This window comes from Sinomicrobium endophyticum (assembly GCF_052983315.1).
Genome location: NZ_JBRKIS010000066.1, coordinates 46,825 through 68,023, shown reverse-complemented (window position 1 = coordinate 68,023; position 21,199 = coordinate 46,825). Strand labels below are relative to the sequence as shown.

General features: G+C 40.9%; 18 protein-coding genes. 7 read left to right on the top strand and 11 right to left on the bottom strand.

What is annotated here, in order from left to right; translation table 11 throughout:
* Positions 1 to 3 precede the first annotated feature (3 nt).
* Positions 4 to 585 carry a Holliday junction branch migration protein RuvA gene (gene ruvA / locus ACVBDU_RS22730; RefSeq protein ID WP_447181963.1) on the bottom strand — a complete coding sequence of 194 codons (582 nt, stop codon included), beginning with the start codon at positions 583 to 585 and terminating at the stop codon, positions 4 to 6.
* Positions 586 to 801: 216 nt separating this feature from the next.
* Here ruvA and ACVBDU_RS22725 point away from each other — a divergent pair, with 216 nt between their 5' ends.
* Positions 802 to 1,638 carry a universal stress protein gene (locus ACVBDU_RS22725; protein ID WP_447181962.1) on the top strand — a complete coding sequence of 279 codons (837 nt, stop codon included), beginning with the start codon at positions 802 to 804 and terminating at the stop codon, positions 1,636 to 1,638.
* Positions 1,639 to 1,657: 19 nt separating this feature from the next.
* Here the strand turns inward: ACVBDU_RS22725 and ACVBDU_RS22720 are convergent, their stop codons facing one another.
* From ACVBDU_RS22720 to ACVBDU_RS22710, 3 genes are read right to left on the bottom strand one after another with little or no spacing between them, the layout of a single operon-like run.
* The gene (locus ACVBDU_RS22720) at positions 1,658 to 2,323 is read right to left on the bottom strand and encodes a helix-turn-helix transcriptional regulator (protein ID WP_447181961.1); all 666 of its coding nucleotides are present in this window, start codon (positions 2,321 to 2,323) and stop codon (positions 1,658 to 1,660) included.
* Between the two features lie 3 nt (positions 2,324 to 2,326).
* Positions 2,327 to 3,985 carry a tetratricopeptide repeat-containing sensor histidine kinase gene (locus ACVBDU_RS22715; protein WP_447181960.1) on the bottom strand — a complete coding sequence of 553 codons (1,659 nt, stop codon included), beginning with the start codon at positions 3,983 to 3,985 and terminating at the stop codon, positions 2,327 to 2,329.
* A gap of 26 nt (positions 3,986 to 4,011) precedes the next feature.
* Complete coding sequence (locus ACVBDU_RS22710) at positions 4,012 to 4,188, bottom strand: hypothetical protein (RefSeq protein WP_447181959.1); 177 nt, start codon at positions 4,186 to 4,188, stop codon at positions 4,012 to 4,014.
* Between the two features lie 400 nt (positions 4,189 to 4,588).
* Here ACVBDU_RS22710 and ACVBDU_RS22705 point away from each other — a divergent pair, with 400 nt between their 5' ends.
* Positions 4,589 to 5,299 (top strand): hypothetical protein, encoded by a 711-nt coding sequence (locus ACVBDU_RS22705; protein ID WP_447181958.1) that lies wholly within the window; start codon positions 4,589 to 4,591, stop codon positions 5,297 to 5,299.
* A 73-nt stretch (positions 5,300 to 5,372) separates the two neighbouring features.
* On the opposite strand, the gene ACVBDU_RS22700 is transcribed toward ACVBDU_RS22705, so the two are convergent.
* The 4 genes from ACVBDU_RS22700 to ACVBDU_RS22685 all read right to left on the bottom strand — a co-directional run bounded on the left by ACVBDU_RS22700 (position 5,373) and on the right by ACVBDU_RS22685 (position 9,794).
* Entirely contained in the window at positions 5,373 to 7,058 is a 1,686-nt protein-coding gene (locus tag ACVBDU_RS22700; RefSeq protein ID WP_447181957.1) for a BSAP5a family pore-forming toxin, read from the bottom strand.
* Between the two features lie 186 nt (positions 7,059 to 7,244).
* On the bottom strand, positions 7,245 to 8,822 hold the full coding sequence (locus ACVBDU_RS22695) for a PepSY-associated TM helix domain-containing protein (RefSeq protein ID WP_447181956.1): 1,578 nt from the start codon (positions 8,820 to 8,822) through the stop codon (positions 7,245 to 7,247).
* Positions 8,822 to 9,124, bottom strand: a complete 303-nt coding sequence (locus ACVBDU_RS22690) for a hypothetical protein (RefSeq protein WP_447181955.1) — start codon at positions 9,122 to 9,124, stop codon at positions 8,822 to 8,824. The genes ACVBDU_RS22695 and ACVBDU_RS22690 overlap by 1 nt, the downstream gene beginning before the upstream one ends.
* Positions 9,125 to 9,167: 43 nt before the next feature.
* Positions 9,168 to 9,794 carry a class I SAM-dependent methyltransferase gene (locus tag ACVBDU_RS22685; RefSeq protein WP_447181954.1) on the bottom strand — a complete coding sequence of 209 codons (627 nt, stop codon included), beginning with the start codon at positions 9,792 to 9,794 and terminating at the stop codon, positions 9,168 to 9,170.
* Between the two features lie 187 nt (positions 9,795 to 9,981).
* On the opposite strand from ACVBDU_RS22685, the gene ACVBDU_RS22680 reads away from it, so the two are divergent.
* The 5 genes from ACVBDU_RS22680 to ACVBDU_RS22660 all read left to right on the top strand — a co-directional run bounded on the left by ACVBDU_RS22680 (position 9,982) and on the right by ACVBDU_RS22660 (position 18,223).
* Positions 9,982 to 10,965: a helix-turn-helix transcriptional regulator gene (locus ACVBDU_RS22680; RefSeq protein WP_447181953.1), complete on the top strand. Its 984-nt coding sequence runs from the start codon at positions 9,982 to 9,984 to the stop codon at positions 10,963 to 10,965.
* A 457-nt stretch (positions 10,966 to 11,422) separates the two neighbouring features.
* On the top strand, positions 11,423 to 14,077 hold the full coding sequence (locus ACVBDU_RS22675) for a TonB-dependent receptor (protein ID WP_447181952.1): 2,655 nt from the start codon (positions 11,423 to 11,425) through the stop codon (positions 14,075 to 14,077).
* Positions 14,078 to 14,095: 18 nt separating this feature from the next.
* A complete protein-coding gene (locus tag ACVBDU_RS22670; RefSeq protein ID WP_447181951.1) occupies positions 14,096 to 15,448 on the top strand; it encodes a DUF4876 domain-containing protein in 1,353 nt (450 codons plus the stop codon).
* A 12-nt stretch (positions 15,449 to 15,460) separates the two neighbouring features.
* The gene (locus tag ACVBDU_RS22665) at positions 15,461 to 17,041 is read left to right on the top strand and encodes a DUF6850 family outer membrane beta-barrel protein (RefSeq protein WP_447181950.1); all 1,581 of its coding nucleotides are present in this window, start codon (positions 15,461 to 15,463) and stop codon (positions 17,039 to 17,041) included.
* 15 nt (positions 17,042 to 17,056) lie between these two features.
* Positions 17,057 to 18,223: a cytochrome-c peroxidase gene (locus ACVBDU_RS22660; protein ID WP_447181949.1), complete on the top strand. Its 1,167-nt coding sequence runs from the start codon at positions 17,057 to 17,059 to the stop codon at positions 18,221 to 18,223.
* Between the two features lie 63 nt (positions 18,224 to 18,286).
* Here ACVBDU_RS22660 and ACVBDU_RS22655 read toward each other — a convergent pair whose 3' ends face one another.
* The 3 genes from ACVBDU_RS22655 to ACVBDU_RS22645 are packed head-to-tail and all read right to left on the bottom strand — an operon-like array spanning position 18,287 to position 21,181.
* The gene (locus ACVBDU_RS22655) at positions 18,287 to 19,381 is read right to left on the bottom strand and encodes a bile acid:sodium symporter family protein (protein WP_447181948.1); all 1,095 of its coding nucleotides are present in this window, start codon (positions 19,379 to 19,381) and stop codon (positions 18,287 to 18,289) included.
* Positions 19,382 to 19,411: 30 nt separating this feature from the next.
* On the bottom strand, positions 19,412 to 19,900 hold the full coding sequence (locus tag ACVBDU_RS22650) for a nuclear transport factor 2 family protein (RefSeq protein ID WP_447181947.1): 489 nt from the start codon (positions 19,898 to 19,900) through the stop codon (positions 19,412 to 19,414).
* A 39-nt stretch (positions 19,901 to 19,939) separates the two neighbouring features.
* Positions 19,940 to 21,181: an aminotransferase class V-fold PLP-dependent enzyme gene (locus ACVBDU_RS22645; protein ID WP_447181946.1), complete on the bottom strand. Its 1,242-nt coding sequence runs from the start codon at positions 21,179 to 21,181 to the stop codon at positions 19,940 to 19,942.
* Positions 21,182 to 21,199: the final 18 nt, after the last annotated feature.

Sequence of the window (21,199 nt, the reverse complement as noted above, 5' to 3'; positions counted from 1 at the left end):
TTACTATAGCATTTTAAGCGCGTTTTTGATCATATCCTCTACACTTAAATCCGGTGATCCTTTCGCAATTTTATCAACAACTTTTTCGGATTGTTTGCGCACAAAGCCCAATACCTCTAATGCCGATAACGCTTCTTCTCTGTTTGTATTGCCCTGACCCGAAGAAATTTCTTCCAGATCGTATATTTTCAACACTTTATCCTTGAGGTCCAGTATTACCCGCTGCGCTGTTTTAGCACCTATTCCCTTTACACTCTGAATGGCCGAAACATCGTTAGACGCAATGGCATCTCTTACCTGAACGGGGGTCAGGGAAGAAAGCATCGTACGCGCCGTACTGGTGCCTATTCCCGAAACCGAGATCAGAAGACGAAAAATATCGCGTTCGGACTTGTCTGCAAATCCGAAAAGAGTATGTCCGTCTTCCCTGACATGGAGATGTGTGTAGAGTTTTAATTGTTCCTTATCGGGAATCCTGGAATAGGTGTGCAGTGAAATATTCAAAAAATATCCTACGCCGTTACAATCTATGACTACATCCGTAGGGTTCTTCTCAACTAATCTTCCTTGTATATGTGCAATCATAAGCATACGGTTAGCAGACCAAATGTAATAAAATATTTCGCAAAAGAAGTATAATCCGTAAGGGATACCTTATATAAATATTTACAGAGCGCAAAAGTTCTTCTCGAATATAGAATTGTTTTCTCTCCTCACGCGATAAAAGTGTCCAAATGTCCGGATATTCCTTTTCATTTCCGTCATTTTTTGCTATCTTTAATACAATGTAAACCCTTATCCATGAAACGTATTTTAGTACCTACCGATTTTTCGGACGAAGCGGAATTTGCCTTGCAGACCGCAGCAAATTTTGCTAAAAAATTCGGTTCGGAATTATATTTGCTTCACGTACTGGACCTCCCGGTACACCTGGCCACCAGTGAAATGAGCGAACTTCCCGAGGCCCTGTTTTTTATAAAACTGGCACAGCAAAAATTCGAATCTTTTATGGACAAGCCCTTCCTGAAAGGAATTAAGGTATACGATATGGTGGAATCGGACAGTATTCCGAACGGGATTGCAAAATCGATAGCAGAGAACGATATTGACATGGTTATCATGGGGTCCGGCGGAACGTCCGGGTTACGGGAAATGTTTGTGGGATCTAATACGGAAAAAGTAGTGCGTATAGCGGAAGTACCCGTATTTACCGTAAAATCACTGTTTGAAATCCGGGAAAATGAAAGTATTGTTTTTGCTTCCGATTTTTCCACGGAAACCCTGGAATCCTACAAAAAGGTGTCGGAATTTGCAAAAAAACTGGGGGCTACACTTCACCTGCTTTTTGTGAATACTCCCCATAATTTTGTCACTACGCGTGAAGCTGAAAACAGAATGAATGTCTTTATTAAAAACGGCACCCCGAAAAAATATACACTGAATATATATAATGACAACACGGTGGAACAGGGCATTATCCGGTTTGCCAATGTAATCCATGCGAGAATGATAGGAATGAGTACGCACGGCCGTACAGGACTGGCGCATTTTTTTAACGGTAGTATAAGCGAAGATCTCGTTAACCACGCCATGCGCCCGGTAATAACCTTCAAAATCCCGGAAAAGGCAGGGGAATAATCCATCCCGCGCTTCTATCTTATATCAATCCCATGTCTTTGGCAATGGCCACGAGATGTGCCGGATTTTTGGCACGGAATATATCTTTCAGTTTGTTAATCCGTTTTTCCACAGAACTGAGACTATAGGGAGAAATGCCTTGTTCTTCCATGTATATGCTTATTTCCGGCTGGGATAATCCTACGGCCAGTTGCTTTATAATCGTAATATCGTAGTCATTTATCTCCGTATCGGCCTTAGGGCTCATAGCTGCCCGGACCTGTGGCGACAAATACGATTCGCCTTCGCATACTTTACAGATGGCTTCTTTGAGCTCTTCGGTACCTTTCCTTCCTTTACAGACATACGCATTTATGTTACCGGACATCATCAGGCTTCTCACTTTCTGAAAACGGTCTTCCACACTATACACTATGGTTTTCATATCCGGGTACTCTTCCTTCAGGGCATTGGCAAGCGAATCTCCCGAAGTATACTTCTGATACCGGTGATCTTCCCGGAAGAATAAATCGGTTATCAGTAAATCATAGGGCTGGCCATCCATAGCGGCTTTTTTGACCTTAATAAAGGCATCGTCGCAATACTGGGTCTGCTCTATTTCGGATATTCCCAGTTCACAAAGGGTCGTATACACCCCTTTGTTTATATCGTCCTGATCTTCTGCAATGATTACTTTGGAAAACATAAGCTATATTGTAATTTTAACACGGAACCCTTCTTCGGGTTCAGATACAAAATTAATAGTACCGCCAATGAGTTTAATACGGGTTTCCGCATTGGTCAATCCGCTTCCCATTTCCAGGTCACATCCTCTGCCGTTGTCCGTGTATTCTACCAGGACCGTTTTCCCCGAGCGGAGGAACTGTAACAGCACCACAGAAGCCTTACTGTGCTTTTTCATATTTACCATGAGTTCCAGCAATACTTTGTACAACGTGCGTTTTTTATCTTTCTTTATGGCATCCCACGGAATATCGGATAGGCCTTTCAGGATAATGTTCACTTTATCTGTACGGAATTGCAGTAACAAACCTTTCAGCATATCGGCATAATCTTCTCCCGGTTCGGGGGTTTGTATTTCCCTGGATATATCTCTTGTCCTGGAATAAATAGCATCCAGATCATCCAGTATTTCTCCGGATAATCCGTGTTTGGCCTGAAGATTCGTCATCACCCGGTACATGTCGTTAGCTATTTCGTCGTGCATTTTCCTTGAAATACGGGCTTCGGAAGCATTTACTTCCTGTAGAATTTTTCTTTTCTGCCTTATGCGAAGATAACGGTATACTAGAATGCCTATAAGTATAATAAAGAGTAGGATAAACTGAAATACTATACGGCGCGATCTTTCTTTGACCCTTTGCAGTTCACTTTCCCTGGCCTTTCGCTCCTGAACTTCGAAATTGTACTTGGCGGAGATGTATTTGTTTCGTTGCATCCGATCGGCATCTGCCATGCTGTCCGTATATCTTTTAAACTCCAGGATATCCGGATCCCGTTTCAGGTCTATGATTTTGGATAAGACATGTGAGCGCCATTTGGGATTGTTTGCCGAAAAAGCAATTTTCCGTGCTTCGCCAGCCAAAGAATCTGCTTTTTCACGATCTCCGTTATCCAGGTAAAAATCGATCAGGTGGGTGTAGCTTGTTATGATCCCAGAAGTATATTTTCCGGCCTTTCGGATTTCCAGAGCCTTTTTCATATTGGATAGTCCTTCCGGTAATCCCAGCTTTGCCTGAACTACTCCCAGGTTATTCAGAGACCTGGATAAGATAATATCGTTTTTGCTCTGAATAGCATATCCATATACTTTTTCAAGTTCGACAATGGCTTTACCAAATCTCCTTTGATCCTTATATACATTTGCTATATTATTCCAAGCTGCATATCTATGTTCCTCAGTTATTGCTATATTAAGACTATGATTATAATAATATAAAGATTTGTCAAAATCATCTCTCTGCCTGTATAGCATCCCCAAATGGTTATACAGACCAATACGCGGTTCTATTAAAGTGTCTTTCCCTCCTATGTCATCTAATAATCTGAGTGCCTCCGTAGCAGAAGCTTCACTCTCGTAAAGAAAACCTATTTTATTTTGTATCTCCGCAATATATCTTGTGTAAAAAATAACATTCAGGGTATCTTTATTACTAAGATTTTCCTTTCTCTTCTTCTCAAAATAAACATAAGCACGGGATAAATCCGTATTGTTTACAGGTTGATTTATTATCGAATAATAATAAAGAAGACTATCTGCCGGTTGCTGTAAAGCATAATTATTTCGTGCAGAAAAACACAAAAGCGGTATAAAGAAAAAGAGGAATGAATTTATAAAAAATTTCATTCCTCTAAAATACTAACTTTTAATTATTAATTACCACCATTTCCAGGAGGGTTTGGTGGTGGCAAAATCGGAACATCATCATCACAACACCCCTGCACATCTTCCGTACCGGGCAGTTGGTTGACTTCGTTATCATCCGGGTCACAAGAAAAAAGGACCATACTGAGGGTTACCGTAAACATAATTATATATATTTTCTTCATTTTGCTTCAATTAAAATTTGACAATCGGATTCCTGTCCGGGATTTTCCCGGATGGTGAGATCGGACAGCACATCATGCTGCCGTGAAATGGAGAGAGACGTCTTTCTCTGTTTGGGAAGTCTTGAGAAAACCTGGCAAAGAAGTTTGGCTACTTCCCGGAAGTCATCCTACCCCGCCAGGGGTTCTCTAATGTGGAATCAGGTTCGTATTGCCGGCAATCCGTTTCGTGATTCTGAAGCAAATAAAGGGTGGTATTCCGGGAAAGGACGGAAAAGAAACGGAAACTATCCGGAAACTTTACAGAAGCCGTTTTCCAAAAGTTTTCCGATTTTTTTCTACCTATTTTTCAGGTATTTAAGGAATAATTTTAGTAATTTGAAGCATGAAAACCGACCGAGAAATGCACCGAAAACTTATTGAAGAAGCCTTTAAAAAGGCGGAGGAAGATCTCATTGATGAAGGACATGCCAGTCCATCCGTTGAAAAAAAAGCAACACATCTTTCACAGGTTTTAGAAGTGGATTCCAACTACGGACCTAAAACCTTTCACAAGCTGTACAATAAAACTCTGAATGCTAAAGACAAAACAGAAATCAAGCGATTAGATGTTGTTTTGGGTATATGTAAATATCTGGGATACCCGGATTATGAAAGTTGTAAGAAAATTTTTGATGTGGATCCTGATGAAAATGAACAAAGTGAAGAAATAACTTCATCCCATTCCCGTTCCAAAAAACTGATATTAACCGTTTCCATATCCATTGCATTTGCACTTATAATAGGTATATGTTACCAGATCTTTATGCCAAAACAACAATGGATGGAATGGAAAAGTGATCATTACACAGAAGTAAAATTCGATTCTAAAAAATTAAACAGCGGCACGTTAAAACTATACAAAGAGGAACGAATTCTTTATTTCAAGAAAATAAAACCGGATTGTAATACGGAGTTTTTTACGGACAAAGGCATTGAAAATCTTTGGTATGGAAAGAATGAAAAAGGAAAACTGGAGTTTTTCACGGATCAGGGCCTGCACCCGGAAACCGGGAAAACCTTAAAGGCGATAACTCCTTATATGATCCGAAAATATATATGTGAAGATTATTAAAAAACTAAGGGGATATATGCCTTCACACATCCCCTTATTAACGTTCTTGGAATTCGTATAGAAATTGATCTATTTACAAACCAACAATCGTGTAGTTTTTCAATTCATTAAAGCTTATTTGGGTTGTGCTTATATTATCAACCCACTCCCTAATACCATAGGTATCTAATATATAATCATCATGTATTGCATAGGCAAACTTTTCCCCATTTGCGTTGTATAGGAGATATAAAATTTTATTATGCTGATCATAATATTTTTTCATTTGGGCCTCGTCTATGTTAGAAATTGAATTCGTATAATATCTATGATAATTTCTTCCAATGTAAAAATTATACTCTTCGAATTTAGTATTGTCATCCAATACAGCAATAGCCTTTAACTTAAAATAGTCCAGCTTTTTTGCAGCTTCTTGTTTTGCCAAATTTATCATTCTTTCCGAATTCCAGTAATCTCCGATCTCCTCATAAAAGGCATTTTTCTTCGTATCAGAAATTAACAGTTCATCCCCAAATCTGGTTTTTAATATTATCACGAGCCTATAAATATCAATATATTCATGCAACCATCTTGCTACTATAACGGGTTCTTGTAGTTTTTTTGGCTTAAAGGTTCCTCGAAGATATAGGTTAATATCGTGTTGTAGATTGTCCTCCAGTATAAAATCTGAAATAGGATGAAGTCCCTCATCATTTATATCTACAAGCACCGTTTTACTCTTATCATTCAAGGAAGAAGCCCACTGCGTTAAATTGATATTTACATCATCTATACTTTTTGGAATCGTAAATGAACTCAATCCATAATCTCCCCCATAGGTTTTAGTAGTAGTAGAAAATTTCGAAATATTATTAGATTTTGCTATCGCACTTCCTTTGCTATTTCCTATTCCCAAATCCAAAGAAGAAGGATCTGAGTTTTTAATCTTATATGAAGCACTAATTGAGTTATCCATAGATTTCTCCATGGTTTCCGTATTGGAATTGGAAGTATAGACTCCAGAAAACAGTGCATTAGCTCTACCGCCTGAAACAAAATCTGTAATGACAAATCCACCGTAATTATCAACGAATTCACTCGTAGGAGTATTGTATAACTCATCCAGGAAAAAGGAGTTTAGATACTTTTCCTTTATTTTATTTAAAGTATTTGAACTAACAAACAACTCATACGAAGCATCTTTAACATATACATTGAGTTCTCCAAAAACCCTTTTACTTTCATTAATGACCTCGGAAGAAAAAGCCTTCTCATACTTATGTTTAGCCCCTACACTAAAAACACCAAGATTTAAAGAAAGTCCTCCTGAAACTTTTTTAGACTTTTTAGTTTTTTCCTCATATCTGTCAAAACTAGAAAAGGAAAAACTTTGTGCTACAGAATTCCTTATCTGTTTAGACAAATATGAATCCGGATAATCCGTAACATATTTTTCTATGTCTATTACAGGATATTTTACTCCATCCGGATTTCCAATATCTCCCAATGTGGTATTATAAGATCGGCCTAAATAATATTTAACGTCCAACATCCCATCGGGCAATCCTTTTTCACCTGAGCTTTGCAGTTTGAAAGAAGTGTTTCTTTCAGATTTATTGGACAACAGAAAAGCATTATCAGAAGCTCTCTCTACTAGAACAATAGTATCTTTTTGAGCATTTACATGATTTTGATCTAATGACGATTCATCGTTTTCACTACATGACATAATGATTGCAGAAGAAATCAAACAGATGGCTAAATTGTTTTTATTTATCATACATAATAAGGTTAAGTTATTAAAAAGATTAACAAACATTGCAATTGTTTGGAAAGTCAAAAATATTAATTTTATTTAGACTTAATAATAAAAGACCGGCAAAACTATCTCTTTTATACGCCCGGCACCTTACGCCAAACGGAGAATTACCTACGCAAAAAGAGAATAATTGTTATTACCCGATAACTAAGCCAGGGCCTTTTGTTTTAGTTTAAACACCACGGCAAAAGCGATAACCGAAAGGGAAATCCAGAACATGTCTACAACGAAGATTTGGGAATATCCGTTAGCCATCGACACCCAGGGCCAGTTGCCTGTTTTTATACCACTTGCTACCGGGACCAAAAGGCCCATACATCCTCCCAGGATAAGTGTCGCTTTATTTGTAAAATGTGTACTTTTTTTGAAAAGTAACAGTACGGACTGAACCAGCCAGGACCAGAAAAACGTAGAATAGATAAACTGCTTTCTATCATCCGCATAGTCGTCTGCGAATAATTTTACCATTATAAAGGTAAATGCGGTGACGGGGTACATGGCGAGACACGCGGACATGTATATTCGCACCAGCCAGTTATTAAAGTTCCTCTTGGCCAGGGATACATTCTTTTTATCCCTGGCAACAAGCCAGATAAGCACCCCGGACAAGATAACAAAACAGGTAATAAAACCGAGAGCGAGGTATATGACCTTCATACCATACCCTCCGAAATCCCCGAAATGGAGCCTGGCAAGAATATCCGAAGATCCTTCTATGTACGATATTTTACCGAAAGGGTCTTTTTCATCCACTATTTTTCCATCGCCGGCTCTGAAGGTCAGGTATCCCTCTCCTAGCAACTTCTCCCGGAAAGACGGCGCTGCCACTACCTTTACATGCATGTTGGCATCTCCGTAATTATATACCTGCAACCCGTTTATCTCGGCATCCGGCCATTTTTTAGCTGTTTCATTGATAAAATAATTAAAGGATGTTTCTCCGGTTGGAGCCTCCCCGGTAAAGGCATAATCCGCCGGATTTTCGTAGCGCATAACCTCTTCCATCCGTTGATTCTCATCATTGAACAATACCGACGATACCGGGGCGAGCATTACGGTATATCCGACAATAAAATAGACCCCGGTAAAAGCAAACATGAATTGATAGGGCAGACCTATCATTCCCAGGGCTACATGAGCGTCGGTCCATATGGTTTTCCATTTGGTTCCGGGGCGGAACACATAAAAACTGGAGACTATTTTTTTCCAGTGTACAATAACCCCCGTTACCACGGCAAACAAAAACAAAAACGCTACAAGCCCGGCCAGGTAATAGCCGGATCGGCTCTGAAAATTCAAAGGAGCAAAGAAATGCAGGCGGTAAAAGAACTCTCCCAGGGAATAATTGCTTCCGTAATCCCTTTTGGCGTAATTCTCCATATCCAGGTAGAAAAAGTTTCGTCTTCTACCTCCTCTTTCCTCCTTTATCGTAGTATCCTTTGGCGACGACATAAAAACCGCAACCCTGCGTTCAAAAAAACGGTGGGTGAACCTTATGTCCCTGCTATATAGTTGCTGCTCCTTTTCAAGTGCATTAAAAGCATCGTCAAAATCAATCCTGCCGAAATATCCTTCGGATATGGGTTCGTTACGTTCCCAGGCATTGATCTCATCCCGGAGAAAAGAGATCGATCCGGTAAAAAAGATCACATAAAGTAAAGCGCTGATAATAATACCGCTTATGGTATGGGTATGAAACAGGATATTATAAACTCTTTGTGACATTACTGAGCCAGGGGATTTATATGGTTACCGAAATAAATAAAGGCGTAAAAGAAAAGAGTAGTCAGGAAATATATTCCCCATATCTTCCACCCGTTCTTTGCCAGAAAAGCAAGTATCATTAATCCCACCCAAAGAATTGCTCCCGCAAACCTCAGGGTCATCAGTACATTTCCCGTATTCAGCCAGGCTGCAAGTGCCATGTAAAAAGTTTCGGTAACAAAATATCCCCCGAGAAACCCGGCAGATATTTTGGCAAAGCGTTGTATCGGGGATTGGGTGAGGTATTTTTTATTAGGTGGCATTTTATGTATTTACAAAATATTATGTGTGAAGAAATAAAAAAGGTTACCGGCCCGGAAGATCTCTTCCCGGTTTTTCCAGAACAATAAGCACCTGCTTATCCCTTCTCCCGGCTGTAGTATTGATTTTCATTCCCTTGTTTACATGAAACATCCTGAAGTCCCTGACAATAAATCCTGCCTCCATAGCAGAATCTACAATGGAAACTGCTTCGTCGAACTGCTTCCGGGGTTTGTATACAATCACCATTATTCCGTTTTCCGCAAGCACCCTGTGATTTTCCGTAAAAAAAGCCGGGGATGTATAAGCTATACCGGATATTGTACTTAAAATACGGTGAAAGAACCTGCTTACATACGGAATTTTCTCCCCATCATATACATTAAAGATGGCTTTTCTCTCTTCGGTATAAGCAGAAAATAATTTTGTAGCCTTCTGCACAAAAGCCTCGGAAGTTTCCAGACCGAAGTAGTGTGTTTTCCAGGCTTCCCCGATAACTTCCGTCACCAAGGGATCCGATCCGAAGAAAATATCCAGCACTCTCGAATTCGGTTCGATACACAGCGCTTTCAGTATACGTTCCTTTAACTCCAAAACAGCTATGTTTTCACCGGTGTGCATTACCCGGCCCTTCACTTGGAAAAGGTCTTCCGGATTCCCCGTTATCCACATTTTCTTTTCGTTTAATTATTACTACTCTGCCATTCCGATATCGGCCATTTGTAAAGAATCTACAGTTAATTTTTATTTAGATTCATTTCAAATAACTATCTTTGGCGGCAAAGTTATACATAACAGGCCTATTAAAAAGTACGCGAAAAGGAGAAAAACATACGCAAAAAGGAAAAGGCATAACATAATGATACCACGGCATGTAGATATACACACCGAAGAAAAATCGACCTTCAGTTTCGGCATTAATACTTCGGTAAAGGATATACAGGGCATTATAGATTCCCGTATCATTTTTGATGATCCTAAAATAAAGGGATGGATACAGGAAACCCTACTTGAGGACTTTAAAGTTATTCTCGCCGACCTGAAAATTTCGGAAAGCCCTCTTATTAATTTCACCTATTCCGGCAAGGCAGTGGAAATGCTGTTTGTTACGAAGGGGAATTTTGAAATGCACTTTACCTCTCATAATAACCACCATGTATTTGACAAGCACACACACAACCTTCTCTTCAGCAATAAAGCCACCGGTTACTTTCAGCCGGGGAACAAAGATCTTCAATTTGTATGCATACAACTAAACCGTGACTTTTTAGAAAAGTTTCTGCCATCGGATGAACGTTTTAATGACTTTCGAAAAATGATGGTCAACGGACAAACGGGCTGCATTAAAAATGTCAACTGCCCAATAACCCCGGAAATGCATTTTCTCCTTAGAGATATTGTACAATCCACGGAAGAAAATCATTTCCGAAAAACCTTTTTGTATGCCAGAATACTGGAACTTCTTTTGCTGCAAACGCAACAATACGGTGACCCGTATACGGAAGCCCTGAAAGACATTTCGCATTCGGACAGGGATAAAATATACAGTGCTAAAGCGTATCTGTTAAAAAACTACAGCCAGAAGATCACCCTGCCCCAACTTGCCAGGAAAATCGGCACTAACGAATTCCTGCTCAAAAACGGGTTTAAGACGGTTTTCGGAACTACGGTCTTTGGCTGTATTCACCATTTGCGGATGACAAAAGCAAAAAAACTCCTGTTGGAACAAAAACTGACCATAAGCCAGGTATCGGACATTGCCGGATATAAAAATCCGCAACACTTCTCCACGGCCTTCAAGAAAAAATTCGGGATGACTCCCAGTAAATTAAAGAATTGCTGATCTTGAGGATACTTTCTTAGAACAAATTATTTCCGGATTTTTATCCGAAGTACTTTCTTCTGGTTTCTGACGAGTGAAGTGTCATGAGGATATTTTAATTCTATTAAACGGGTCTAATTCCCAACGCCCGTCCTGATCCCGAATTATCGGGATTATCGGGATGCTCCAAGGTAGTTGATTTAAGAATTTTTTATGTTCCTCATTTTAAACAAATGTTTCAGATAAAGTCAGGGAACTCTATGCTATAAAAATCATTGGCTGTGAACTGTTTCAGTAATCAAAAATATAGTTTGTTTCGCACGAATAACTAAATCAAAATTATATAATAAAATTATATAAATCTGGTATAACCAAATGAAAAATCTTACCAATTATCATATCTGAAGATTATCGAATATTTTATTTTTATTCAATCTAAATAAATATATATTTGCATCCGATTTTTAGGAATTAAACCATGAAGTATCTGTTTTTCACTTTCTTTTTTTTAGTCCATATTTTGACATCAGCGCAAGAAAATGTTATTAGCGGTGTCCTATTTGACGGTACTACCAAAGTAGCCTTGGATGGAGTGGAGATCATAGATAAACGAAGCGGGAAGTGGACAATCTCGGAAAAAGACGGTCGGTTTAGCATTTACGTCAACCCGGAAGACTTTAAACTTTACTTTCATATTCTGGGTAAGGAAGAAATAATATTAACCCCTAAAAACACCAAACCGGGTCAAAATCTTTCTTTATACCTAAAGGACAATAACCTCAGACTTGAAGAGGTGGAGGTAGTCGTTGCTCCTAATCGGAATAAACTGGGGTCTTCCGTAGTGTTCGATAAATATGCTATAAACCAGGTTCAAGCTTTCAGCCTTGCAGAAATTTTATCACAACTACCAGGTCATACCATTAAAAATCCGTCACTTAACAAAGCTAATATATTAACACTTCGCACTGCCATGCAGCAAGATATTAACTCATCGGGGATATCCTTTGTAATCGACGACATGCAATTGTCCAATGATGAAAACATGCAGATCTACCCGGGCATAAAGACTTTTACGTCATATAACAATGCCGGTTCCGGAATTGATCTTCGTAATATACCTGCATCAAACATAGAGAAAATAGAGGTCGTCGCCGGAATTCCTGATGTTCGCTATGGCAATCTCACCACCGGATTGGTAACAGTAGACCAACGCGCAGGAGTGTTTCCTTTGAGATCACGCGTAAGTATCCAGCGCGGTAATACCTCTGCCAGTGTAGATCGAGGAATTTCCCTAGGTGACCGGGCCGGAAAACTAAGCCTGTCCCTGGACTATCTAAACGCCAACTCCGATCCTAGAAAAAGCCTGGAACAATACAACAGGGTTACAATCGGTGCTATATGGAGTACCCAAAACAAGATGAAGAGTTTTCGTAATACACTGTCCTTATCATTTCAAAGTAATCTTGACAACAAAAAATACGACAAGGATGCCGACAGCGGTAAAAAAGAAACCCGGCATCATAAAAATTCCGGGGTCCGCCTTAATAACAGGGCCAATTGGAGGATAAAATCTGTCTTGATGGACCAGTTGAGCCTTAATACCGGGATTTCTTTTTACACTCAGGAAACACAAAAGCAGATATTCATGAACGACGGAGCAAAAGTGGCTCCCGTATCAACAGAGACGGCCCTGGCACCTGGGGTATATACTCCGGTTGCCTATCTACAAACCACGAAAGTACACGGTAAACCTTTCAATGCTTCAATTCGTCTGGAAGCTGAAAAAAAACTGGTACAATCCGGTATCAACCATTTACTGAGCTTGGGAGTGGATATGGCTTTCAGCCATAATTTTGGCAGAGGCCGGATCTACGACACTTCTCATGTACCTGCTTCCGCGTCTCTTTCGGGAGTATCAGCATCCAATGAAGGTGCACGTCCTCTTGATTTTAACACCTATGTAAGACCACAATTAAAACTTGGTATATACCTACAGGACAACATTAACTATAATTTCCTGGACAACACCGCATTCTATGCCAATATAGGTGTTCGGTTCGATAATCAAAGTGGATATTCGAGTTTTAGTCCGAGAATAAATATGGCCTATGAGTTATCGGAGAACTTTAAGCTTCGTGGCGGACTCGGATTTGCGACCAAAGCCCCTTCATTATCACAATTATTCCCCGGGGATAAGTACTATGACTTCCTGATCGCTGATTTCCGTACAAATTATTATTCATATAACCTGGTACAAACCTATGTAAAACAACTTGACAAGCAGCATCTTTCTTCTACCAAATCCTGGAAATATGAACTGGGAACAGACCTGAACACTTCTGTAGCGAAACTATCATTAACCGCGTATTACAATCACACATATGATGGTTTTGCCGATTCTGACATCCTTGAGCTTATAAATATACCCGAACTCCATTTTCAATTTGCAGATGAAACCACACCTCCTTCCTACACTATAACAGGTTATACCCCACAAATTCTTAAATACGCCCTCACTACCAACAGCCAGGAAATGATTAACAAAGGAATAGAATTCTTCATCAATTTTAAGAAGATCAACGCTCTCAACACATCATTCAACCTATCCGGATCCTATGTGGAGTCTAGGACAAAAAATGCACTTCATTTCTTCCTAAAAAACCAGGATCCCCTGGAAAAGGAAATGCCCTACGGTGTATATAATCGTGATATTAACAGGAGTGACCAGATAAAACTTAATTTGGTTGTCTCCCATCACATTCCGGATATTGGTCTGCTTCTTTCTCTTACAGCAGAGCAATTTCTTACATCCACAACGTATGCCACCATCAAGGATATTTATCCGATTGCGTATATATCCGATAATTTAGAGTACATAGCAATCCCGGAAAACGAAAAGACCGAGGAGAGATATAGCTCCCTTCGTTTAGTCCCCGCAAACACTTTAGACAACCGAATTCCCATTTACCATAATTTTCATCTCAGGGCTACCAAAGAAATGCTCAACGGTCTAAGTATATCATTTTATGCCAATAATATATTTAATTACCGTCCTTATACCAGAACCAATGGTTACTACACTAAACAGAATGAACAAATTTCTTTCGGTGCCAATCTCAGATATATTTTTTAATTACTAATACATGACATTATGAAAAAACACATTAGCCTTTTAGTTCTTTGCCACCTCTTACTAACCGGGTGCCAAAATGATGACGAGGACTTCCTAACTCAGGTAAACCACCAGATACAGATAAATTTTGAAGAAGCTTACGGAAATGGTTCCGCAGAAAATGTTAAAGTAACTCTTCGCAGTACCGAGGACGGTAAAACCTATAGCGGAACTACAGGTGCTAACGGAATTTTATCTCTTGATCTTACTCCGGGCACGTTCGATATAAATGCCACACTCGCTCTTTCTCCCGGAGAACTCCTGGAACTCAGCGGACAGGAATCAGAAGAAGATGTACAATTCAATGCTTCGGTAAAAAATATAGCTATAAACCAATATTCCGAAGGCCCCACCGAACTAGTATTAGTGACCGGTACCATAGGTAATCTGTTATTAAAACAAATTTACTTTACCGGATCTCATGTCAGAAATGGAGCCAGTTTCCGGGATCAGTTCTTTGAGATACATAACAATTCCAATGACACCTTGTATCTCGATGGTCTGTGTTTTGCCCAGATATATGGTGCCGGCAGTACAACATCCTATCTAAAGGATTATCATCTTCCCAACGGACAATATGACTGGAGTAAATCCCTGTACCAGACTAAGGGAAGTAAATCCAATACAGACTATGTTTATGCGGATGAAGTACTTCAATTTCCGGGTTCGGGGCTGGAATATCCGTTATTACCAGGTAAAAGTACCATTGTAGCCGCTACGGCAATCAATCACAAAGAACCTCTGACCGTAACGGATGCTAACGGGAATATTAAAAAATATGAAGTTCCGCAACCGGAACTAACCATAGATCTCAGCAATGCTCCTTTTGAAGCCTATTACAGGGATTATTTTGAAGCACAGGAAGGAGGAAAATTTTCTCCTACGGATATAGACAATCCATATTCCGTAAACATGATAATCTCATTTAAGAGTTTTGCTGGTAACGATCTTATTCTCGATCCCAACGGAAGAGATGCCTTCGCCATATTTTATGCAGATGAGCATACCTTGGAAAACTGGGACAGATTACCACTGCCGAGCATCACAGAAGAGAATATTGCAGGGACTACCAGTAGGTATCTTCAGCTTCCCATTACTGAAATAATCGATGCTGTTGAAATACAGAATACAGACATTTCCAAATTAAAACCAAAACGTTTGCCGGATGCCTTGGATGCCGGAGAAATTGCGGCCACGAAAGGAAATTATTCATCACAGTCTGTAATACGTAAAGTTGCCAAGATCATCGGTGAAAGGACTGTTTATAAAGACTCCAATAACTCTTCCGAAGACTTTGAAGTTCTGGACTTTCCCCTGGTAGAATTCGAATAAAGTCAACATTCCATGAAAAAGCAGTATCTTCTTTTATTCTACGTATGCTTTCCTGTTTTACAGGGATACACACAAAGTTTTCCCTCCGATTCCCTGAAAAAAGCGTATCATAACATCTTTTTTCAGGAAGTATATTCGGTGTATACAAAAACAGGTAGCCTTTTAAGGTATGTTCCGGTAAAGGAATATACTGCTTCTTCTTTGTACTATAAAAATACTACCGGCAACTTTCGCCAGGGGCAGGCCCCCAATATCCGGCATGATATAGGTATGAACACCAATGGTTTCTTCAGGGGAAAAAACGTAACCTACTATGGTGAAATTGATTTGTACAAAACCTACATTCACGATTTGTCCTGGAACCTTTCTTATCAGGATTTAGAGGATGGTATGATGGCCGATCCGCACTATTTTGCCGTTTCCAGACCCGGTAACTGGAGTAATCAGACTTTTCACCTGACCGGTGGAATAATATTTCCGGTTCTCGGAGAAAAAGTATTGGCTTCGACCGAAGTAAATTTCGATGTATATAACAAATTTCGAAGTAATATGGATCCCCGCCCCGAGATCACCTACAGCGAACTGAACTTCAAAAGCACGATAGCTTATGAAATTGCAAAATATCACCGTATTAACTTCGGAGGCTCGTATGGATATTTTTATGTCAACAATGACATAACCTTCAATAATTCGGACATAAATACCCCTTACTATTATTCATCCTTTGTAAGATGGATTACCGGATATGGCACCATGATAGGGGCTTTCAGAGATGACAGCAAAAGAAGAAACCGACAATGGTCGACACTTTTCAACTACCTTTTCGACAATTCGGCAACAAAGGTACTCGCAGGGCTGAATTATAGAAAAAGCATTACCCACACCTACAAAAGTAATCAGAGCAATCCGAACAAAGAAGAAGATGTTATGGCCACCTTAAATTCGGAAACGCTATCAGGGCAATTTACTTATCTGAACTACCAAAACATAAATAAGGTTTACAAAATACAATGGTCGGCTCTTCTTAATAATGGCAGCAATTTCCTTACTTCAAAAGGAGGGAAAAATTATCAGAGTAAGAAAATCAAAAGTTCGTTGGGTGCCAGCATGATAGAATTTAAGCAAAATAGTGATGTGAATTATGACACCGGAATAAGTCTTTCCTATTTGATGACAGACCAGAAAGATGCCCTTGCCTCAACAGCAATAAAGAATGCCTTTCTGCAAGCTTCATATTACCTCCGGAAAGATTACAGGTTGCATCGTAAGTTATTACTAATTCCATCAGTCAGAATTGCATACCAGCAGAATATACAACATACATTTATAAACGGTAATACAACTTACCTGGAAAGTATCCGTGAAGATGACTATGCTGGTCTCGCGCTAAAGACATATTATGAGGAAGTAGTATATTATGATAATATGATCTTGTCTCAAAATAGCCTCTACGGAGACCTGGGTATAGACTTGCGGTTTTTACAGTTAAATAATTTTAACCTTACCCTGAGGCTCCGGGAACAGGTCAGTACAGGGCTGAGTAGTTCCTCTCAACGTTGGCAAACTAATATTTCTGTAATTCTTGATTATTAAATATATCCAAAAATAATGGAAAAACGGAGACTAATTTTAAGATCACTTGCTTCTCCGGCAATACTCATTCTTATCGTCATTATTTCTTTTTCCTTCAGGCAAAATACAGTGACCAGTTCTTATTATACTATAGCTGAACTTCGGGAATTGTATAATTCCGGGAACAGTTCTCTATGGCCCCCCCCTTCCCTGGATAGTTTGACAATGGATGGCTTTAAAGACATCGGCTCCCTTCCCGAAATGGTCTTCCCTCCGGGAAATCCATACTCCGATGCGAAGAAAGAACTTGGCAAAACACTCTTTTTTGACCCCAGGTTGTCGAGTTCCGGACAAATTGCCTGTGCTTCCTGCCACGATTCCGAAATAGGCTGGGGAGACGGCAGAAGGTTTTCCTACGGTCATAACAGGCAGTTAGGCGTAAGAAATTCCATGACTTTATTTAATGTAGGTTATGTGGACAGTCTTTTCTGGGACGGCAGGGCGGAATCTCTCGAACAACAAATTCATTTTCCCTTGCAGGATACCCTGGAAATGCACTCCAGTCAACAGATTGCCATTAGCAATATTCGTGAAATAAAGGGATATAAAGACCTGTTTCAAAACGCTTTCGGGGACAGTATTATTACTTTTGAACGGATGGAAAAGGCCCTGGCAACCTTTGAAAGGACCATAGTCAGCGAATCTACACGTTTCGACCGCTTCATACAGGGGGAAGCCGATCGCCTGTCGGACCGGGAAGTACTCGGTCTACACCTTTTCCGTACCAAGGCCAGGTGCATCAATTGCCATAATTCTCCCCTGTTCTCCGACAACAAATTCCACAATACCGGCCTTACATATTACGGACGCAAATTCGAAGACCTCGGCAGGTATAATCACACAAAAAATAAAGAAGACATAGGTAAATTCCGAACTTCTTCCTTAAGAGAGATTGCAGAAACAGGTCCATACATGCACAACGGATTATTTCCGCATTTAAGGGGAGTAATTAATTTATACAATGCCGGGATGCCTCGTCCCAAAAGAAAAGAACATCAGCTAAACGATTCTCTTTTTCCAAAAACCTCGCCACTGTTAAAGGAATTACATCTCACCGAAGAGGAAAAACTAGCTCTTCGGGCTTTTCTGCATACCCTCACTTCCAGACAGAAAAGAGAAGAGCCCCCGATATTACCGGACTAAGCCAGTATAATCTGTGTAATTATCGCCAAAAATCACAGCGTCAGAATAACTTATAAAAAGACCTTACTCCTCCCGGTTAGCTTTCGGTTCTTTTTTATGCCAGTAGGAGGCCAGTATAGACCCCGTGATGTTCATCAACGGACCGAAAATAGCAGGGGCAAGACCCATCGTAGCGATCTTACCTATAGAATTCGCTATCCCCGAAGCCAAACCACCGTTCTGCATCCCCACTTCGATGGCTACCGTCCGCGCATCACGCTCCGGTAAACGGAAAAAACGCGCATACCAATAGCCTAAAGTATAACCGAAAAGGTTATGGAAAAGTACGATAAGAAGCAGGACCAGGCCGATGTCCAGCAGGCTGTCACGCCCCGCGGCTGTGATCACCACGATAATCAGGGCTATGCCCAGCATGGACACCACCGGCATGGCATTGTCCAGCCATTTCGCCCTGCCGTGTAACAGTTTGTTGAAAAGCAACCCGGCGCCTATGGGAATAATGATCATTTTGACAATGTCCCACATCATCGCCATAACATTAATCTCTATAAACTCTCCCGCCAGCAACTTCATCAACACCGGGGTGAGGAACGGGGCTAAAAGGGTAGCTATGGACGTAATGGTCAGGGACAACGCCAGATTGGCTTTGGCCAGGTAGGCCATCACATTGGAGGCCATACCACTGGGGGAACAACCGATAAGCACAATTCCCGCTGCGATCTCCGGGGGAAAATCACTCACCGTAGCCAGGGCAAAACCCGACAAAGGCATGATGATAAACTGTGCCGTTACCCCGATAAATACCCCTTTGGGAGATTTGATCACGGACTCAAAGTCCCGAGCACTCATCGAAGTACCCATACCGAACATGATCACCTGGATCAAGGGGGTGATCAAACGGGTCAGTTTAAAATCGCCGATGCGGATAAAGTAATGCGGGTAATACATCGCCATGGATACGGCGGCAAAGATCATAATGGTGTACACATAGCCCCGTAAATGGGCAAAACCGGAAAAGCCTATGGCCAGAGTAACAAAAAACAACACCAGGACAGGGCCTGCCTCCGGGATAAATCCCATCAGGGCCATAACGGCATATACCAGTAATAACAGGGCTGCGAGGCCCAGAACGGTGAAAAATACTTTCCTTTTCTCCAAAATATGGGTTTTTAATGGTGGGTAAGAAGATTACAGTTTATATGCCTGCCGGGCCAGGAGTTTCCACTCCGCTTCCTGCTTTACATAAACCAGTACATTGCCGATACGGACATCCACAGGCTCCCCGGCATTGGTCGCCTTTGCTTCGAATACGTGACGTACAATGGCGGTACTGCCCGAAACCACAATGCGCTGATCTGTAAAATCTACCTCTGTAAAATCGAAAGCACCATGGACAAGATCGTCTATAAATTCATCCTTGTCCTGGATAACACCGCTCGAATGACCATAGGTCAGCTGATCGGCAGTAAGATTGTCGAGAAGCTCAGCGTCCGGTTCTATAATAGCGCCACGGAGCAACTCCACCACGTCTTTCACCGCGTTCTGTTCCTGGGCAACGCTAATCATCGTTTCCCCTTGTGCTATCCCACTTTTCTGTTGTTCTTTTTTGCCTTCGCTACAAGATATAAACACTCCTAAAAATAAGAGCAGAAGAGAAACCTTTTTTATTGTTTTCATAATTCGTTTTTTGGTGTTTTGGTGGGTCTGGTCTATGTATCAACCTTGTTTTAATATCTCTTTTACCCTGTTGGCCACAATATCTACCTGTTCCGGTTTTAATAAAACCACGCCAACATTCAATACTTCTCTCGAATTTCTGGTAGCCAGACTGGTAACTATGCTCGGATTACCGTTTTTCAGTTTTTCATAAACCTCCTTGGGGCCTATGGAAATATCTTTCTTGTCCCAAAAAACATCTAAAGTCGGAAATACGTTGGCACGCCCTTCCGGAACATAAACCTTTGTCCTGACACCCGAAACTTCTGTTAGAATATTCTTTACGGATGAGATTCTCTTAAGCCACTCCTGCCACTCTTTTTTATGATCTTTTTGTAAATACGCTTTCAGGGCCGCATACATTCCGAAAATTTCTTCTTTATTCACTTTCATCGGTCTTCCGATGGGGGCTTCGTAAGGACTGTGATTCAGTTTGGCAGCTTCAATCAGGTCTTTCCTGCCGAAAAGCAGACCTGCACTTTGCGGTCCCCGGATCATTTTACCTCCTGAAAAAGTAACCATGTCAAATCCCATTTCCTGGTATTTAAACAAATTCTCAACCGGGGGAACGTCTGCCGCCGCATCGATAAAGGTCGGGATATTATGCTGTTTGCAAATCGCTATGAAGTCCTCATGGTTAATACTGTCTTCTCCGCCATACCAGGATGTGGCCGCGTTAAAAAACAAGGCCATGACCGTTCTTTCGTTTATGGCTTTTTCCATGGCCACGGCATTTTCCACCTCTACGATCTTTGCACCGGTAGTGGTAATGGCCTGGTCAAAAACGTAGCGGTGTTTCTTCTGCATGATCACCTCCGGCCGTGGTCCGGGGAGATTGGGAATTTGTTTGCGCTTGTCTTCATCCATCCCTGTAATGGCAGCAGCCGTTCCCAGAACCAGGGCACATGCGGCACCGGAAGTAACCATCGCCGCTTCGCAATGTAACATTTCGGCGATTTTTACCCCTACTTTATCCTGCAATTCATGCATGTCGGCAAAATCATGTGCCGTAGCGTTAATGGCTTCCAATACTTCCGGCAGCATCAGGGAACCCGACAAATAGGTCATGGTCGCCGCGGCATTGATAACCCTGGTAACGCCCAGTTCCTCAAAATAATCGGGAACGTTGGGCCGGGGAGCAGTATTTTCTGCAAAAAGGGAACCGGAAGAGAACAATCCTCCCGTAATACTTCCCATCAAGGGGAGTAACGGTAATCCCTTGACGATATCTCTTCGTTTCATGTATTTCGTTTTAGTGGT

Bases quoted from the DNA above. Each gene is read 5' to 3' on its own strand.
- ruvA (WP_447181963.1), bottom strand. From the start codon at position 585: ATGATTGCACATATACAAGGAAGATTAGTTGAGAAGAACCCTACGGAT.
- ACVBDU_RS22725 (WP_447181962.1), top strand. From the start codon at position 802: ATGAAACGTATTTTAGTACCTACCGATTTTTCGGACGAAGCGGAATTT.
- ACVBDU_RS22720 (WP_447181961.1), bottom strand. From the start codon at position 2,323: ATGTTTTCCAAAGTAATCATTGCAGAAGATCAGGACGATATAAACAAA.
- ACVBDU_RS22715 (WP_447181960.1), bottom strand. From the start codon at position 3,985: ATGAAATTTTTTATAAATTCATTCCTCTTTTTCTTTATACCGCTTTTG.
- ACVBDU_RS22710 (WP_447181959.1), bottom strand. From the start codon at position 4,188: ATGAAGAAAATATATATAATTATGTTTACGGTAACCCTCAGTATGGTC.
- ACVBDU_RS22705 (WP_447181958.1), top strand. From the start codon at position 4,589: ATGCACCGAAAACTTATTGAAGAAGCCTTTAAAAAGGCGGAGGAAGAT.
- ACVBDU_RS22700 (WP_447181957.1), bottom strand. From the start codon at position 7,058: ATGATAAATAAAAACAATTTAGCCATCTGTTTGATTTCTTCTGCAATC.
- ACVBDU_RS22695 (WP_447181956.1), bottom strand. From the start codon at position 8,822: ATGTCACAAAGAGTTTATAATATCCTGTTTCATACCCATACCATAAGC.
- ACVBDU_RS22690 (WP_447181955.1), bottom strand. From the start codon at position 9,124: ATGCCACCTAATAAAAAATACCTCACCCAATCCCCGATACAACGCTTT.
- ACVBDU_RS22685 (WP_447181954.1), bottom strand. From the start codon at position 9,794: ATGTGGATAACGGGGAATCCGGAAGACCTTTTCCAAGTGAAGGGCCGG.
- ACVBDU_RS22680 (WP_447181953.1), top strand. From the start codon at position 9,982: ATGATACCACGGCATGTAGATATACACACCGAAGAAAAATCGACCTTC.
- ACVBDU_RS22675 (WP_447181952.1), top strand. From the start codon at position 11,423: ATGAAGTATCTGTTTTTCACTTTCTTTTTTTTAGTCCATATTTTGACA.
- ACVBDU_RS22670 (WP_447181951.1), top strand. From the start codon at position 14,096: ATGAAAAAACACATTAGCCTTTTAGTTCTTTGCCACCTCTTACTAACC.
- ACVBDU_RS22665 (WP_447181950.1), top strand. From the start codon at position 15,461: ATGAAAAAGCAGTATCTTCTTTTATTCTACGTATGCTTTCCTGTTTTA.
- ACVBDU_RS22660 (WP_447181949.1), top strand. From the start codon at position 17,057: ATGGAAAAACGGAGACTAATTTTAAGATCACTTGCTTCTCCGGCAATA.
- ACVBDU_RS22650 (WP_447181947.1), bottom strand. From the start codon at position 19,900: ATGAAAACAATAAAAAAGGTTTCTCTTCTGCTCTTATTTTTAGGAGTG.
- ACVBDU_RS22645 (WP_447181946.1), bottom strand. From the start codon at position 21,181: ATGAAACGAAGAGATATCGTCAAGGGATTACCGTTACTCCCCTTGATG.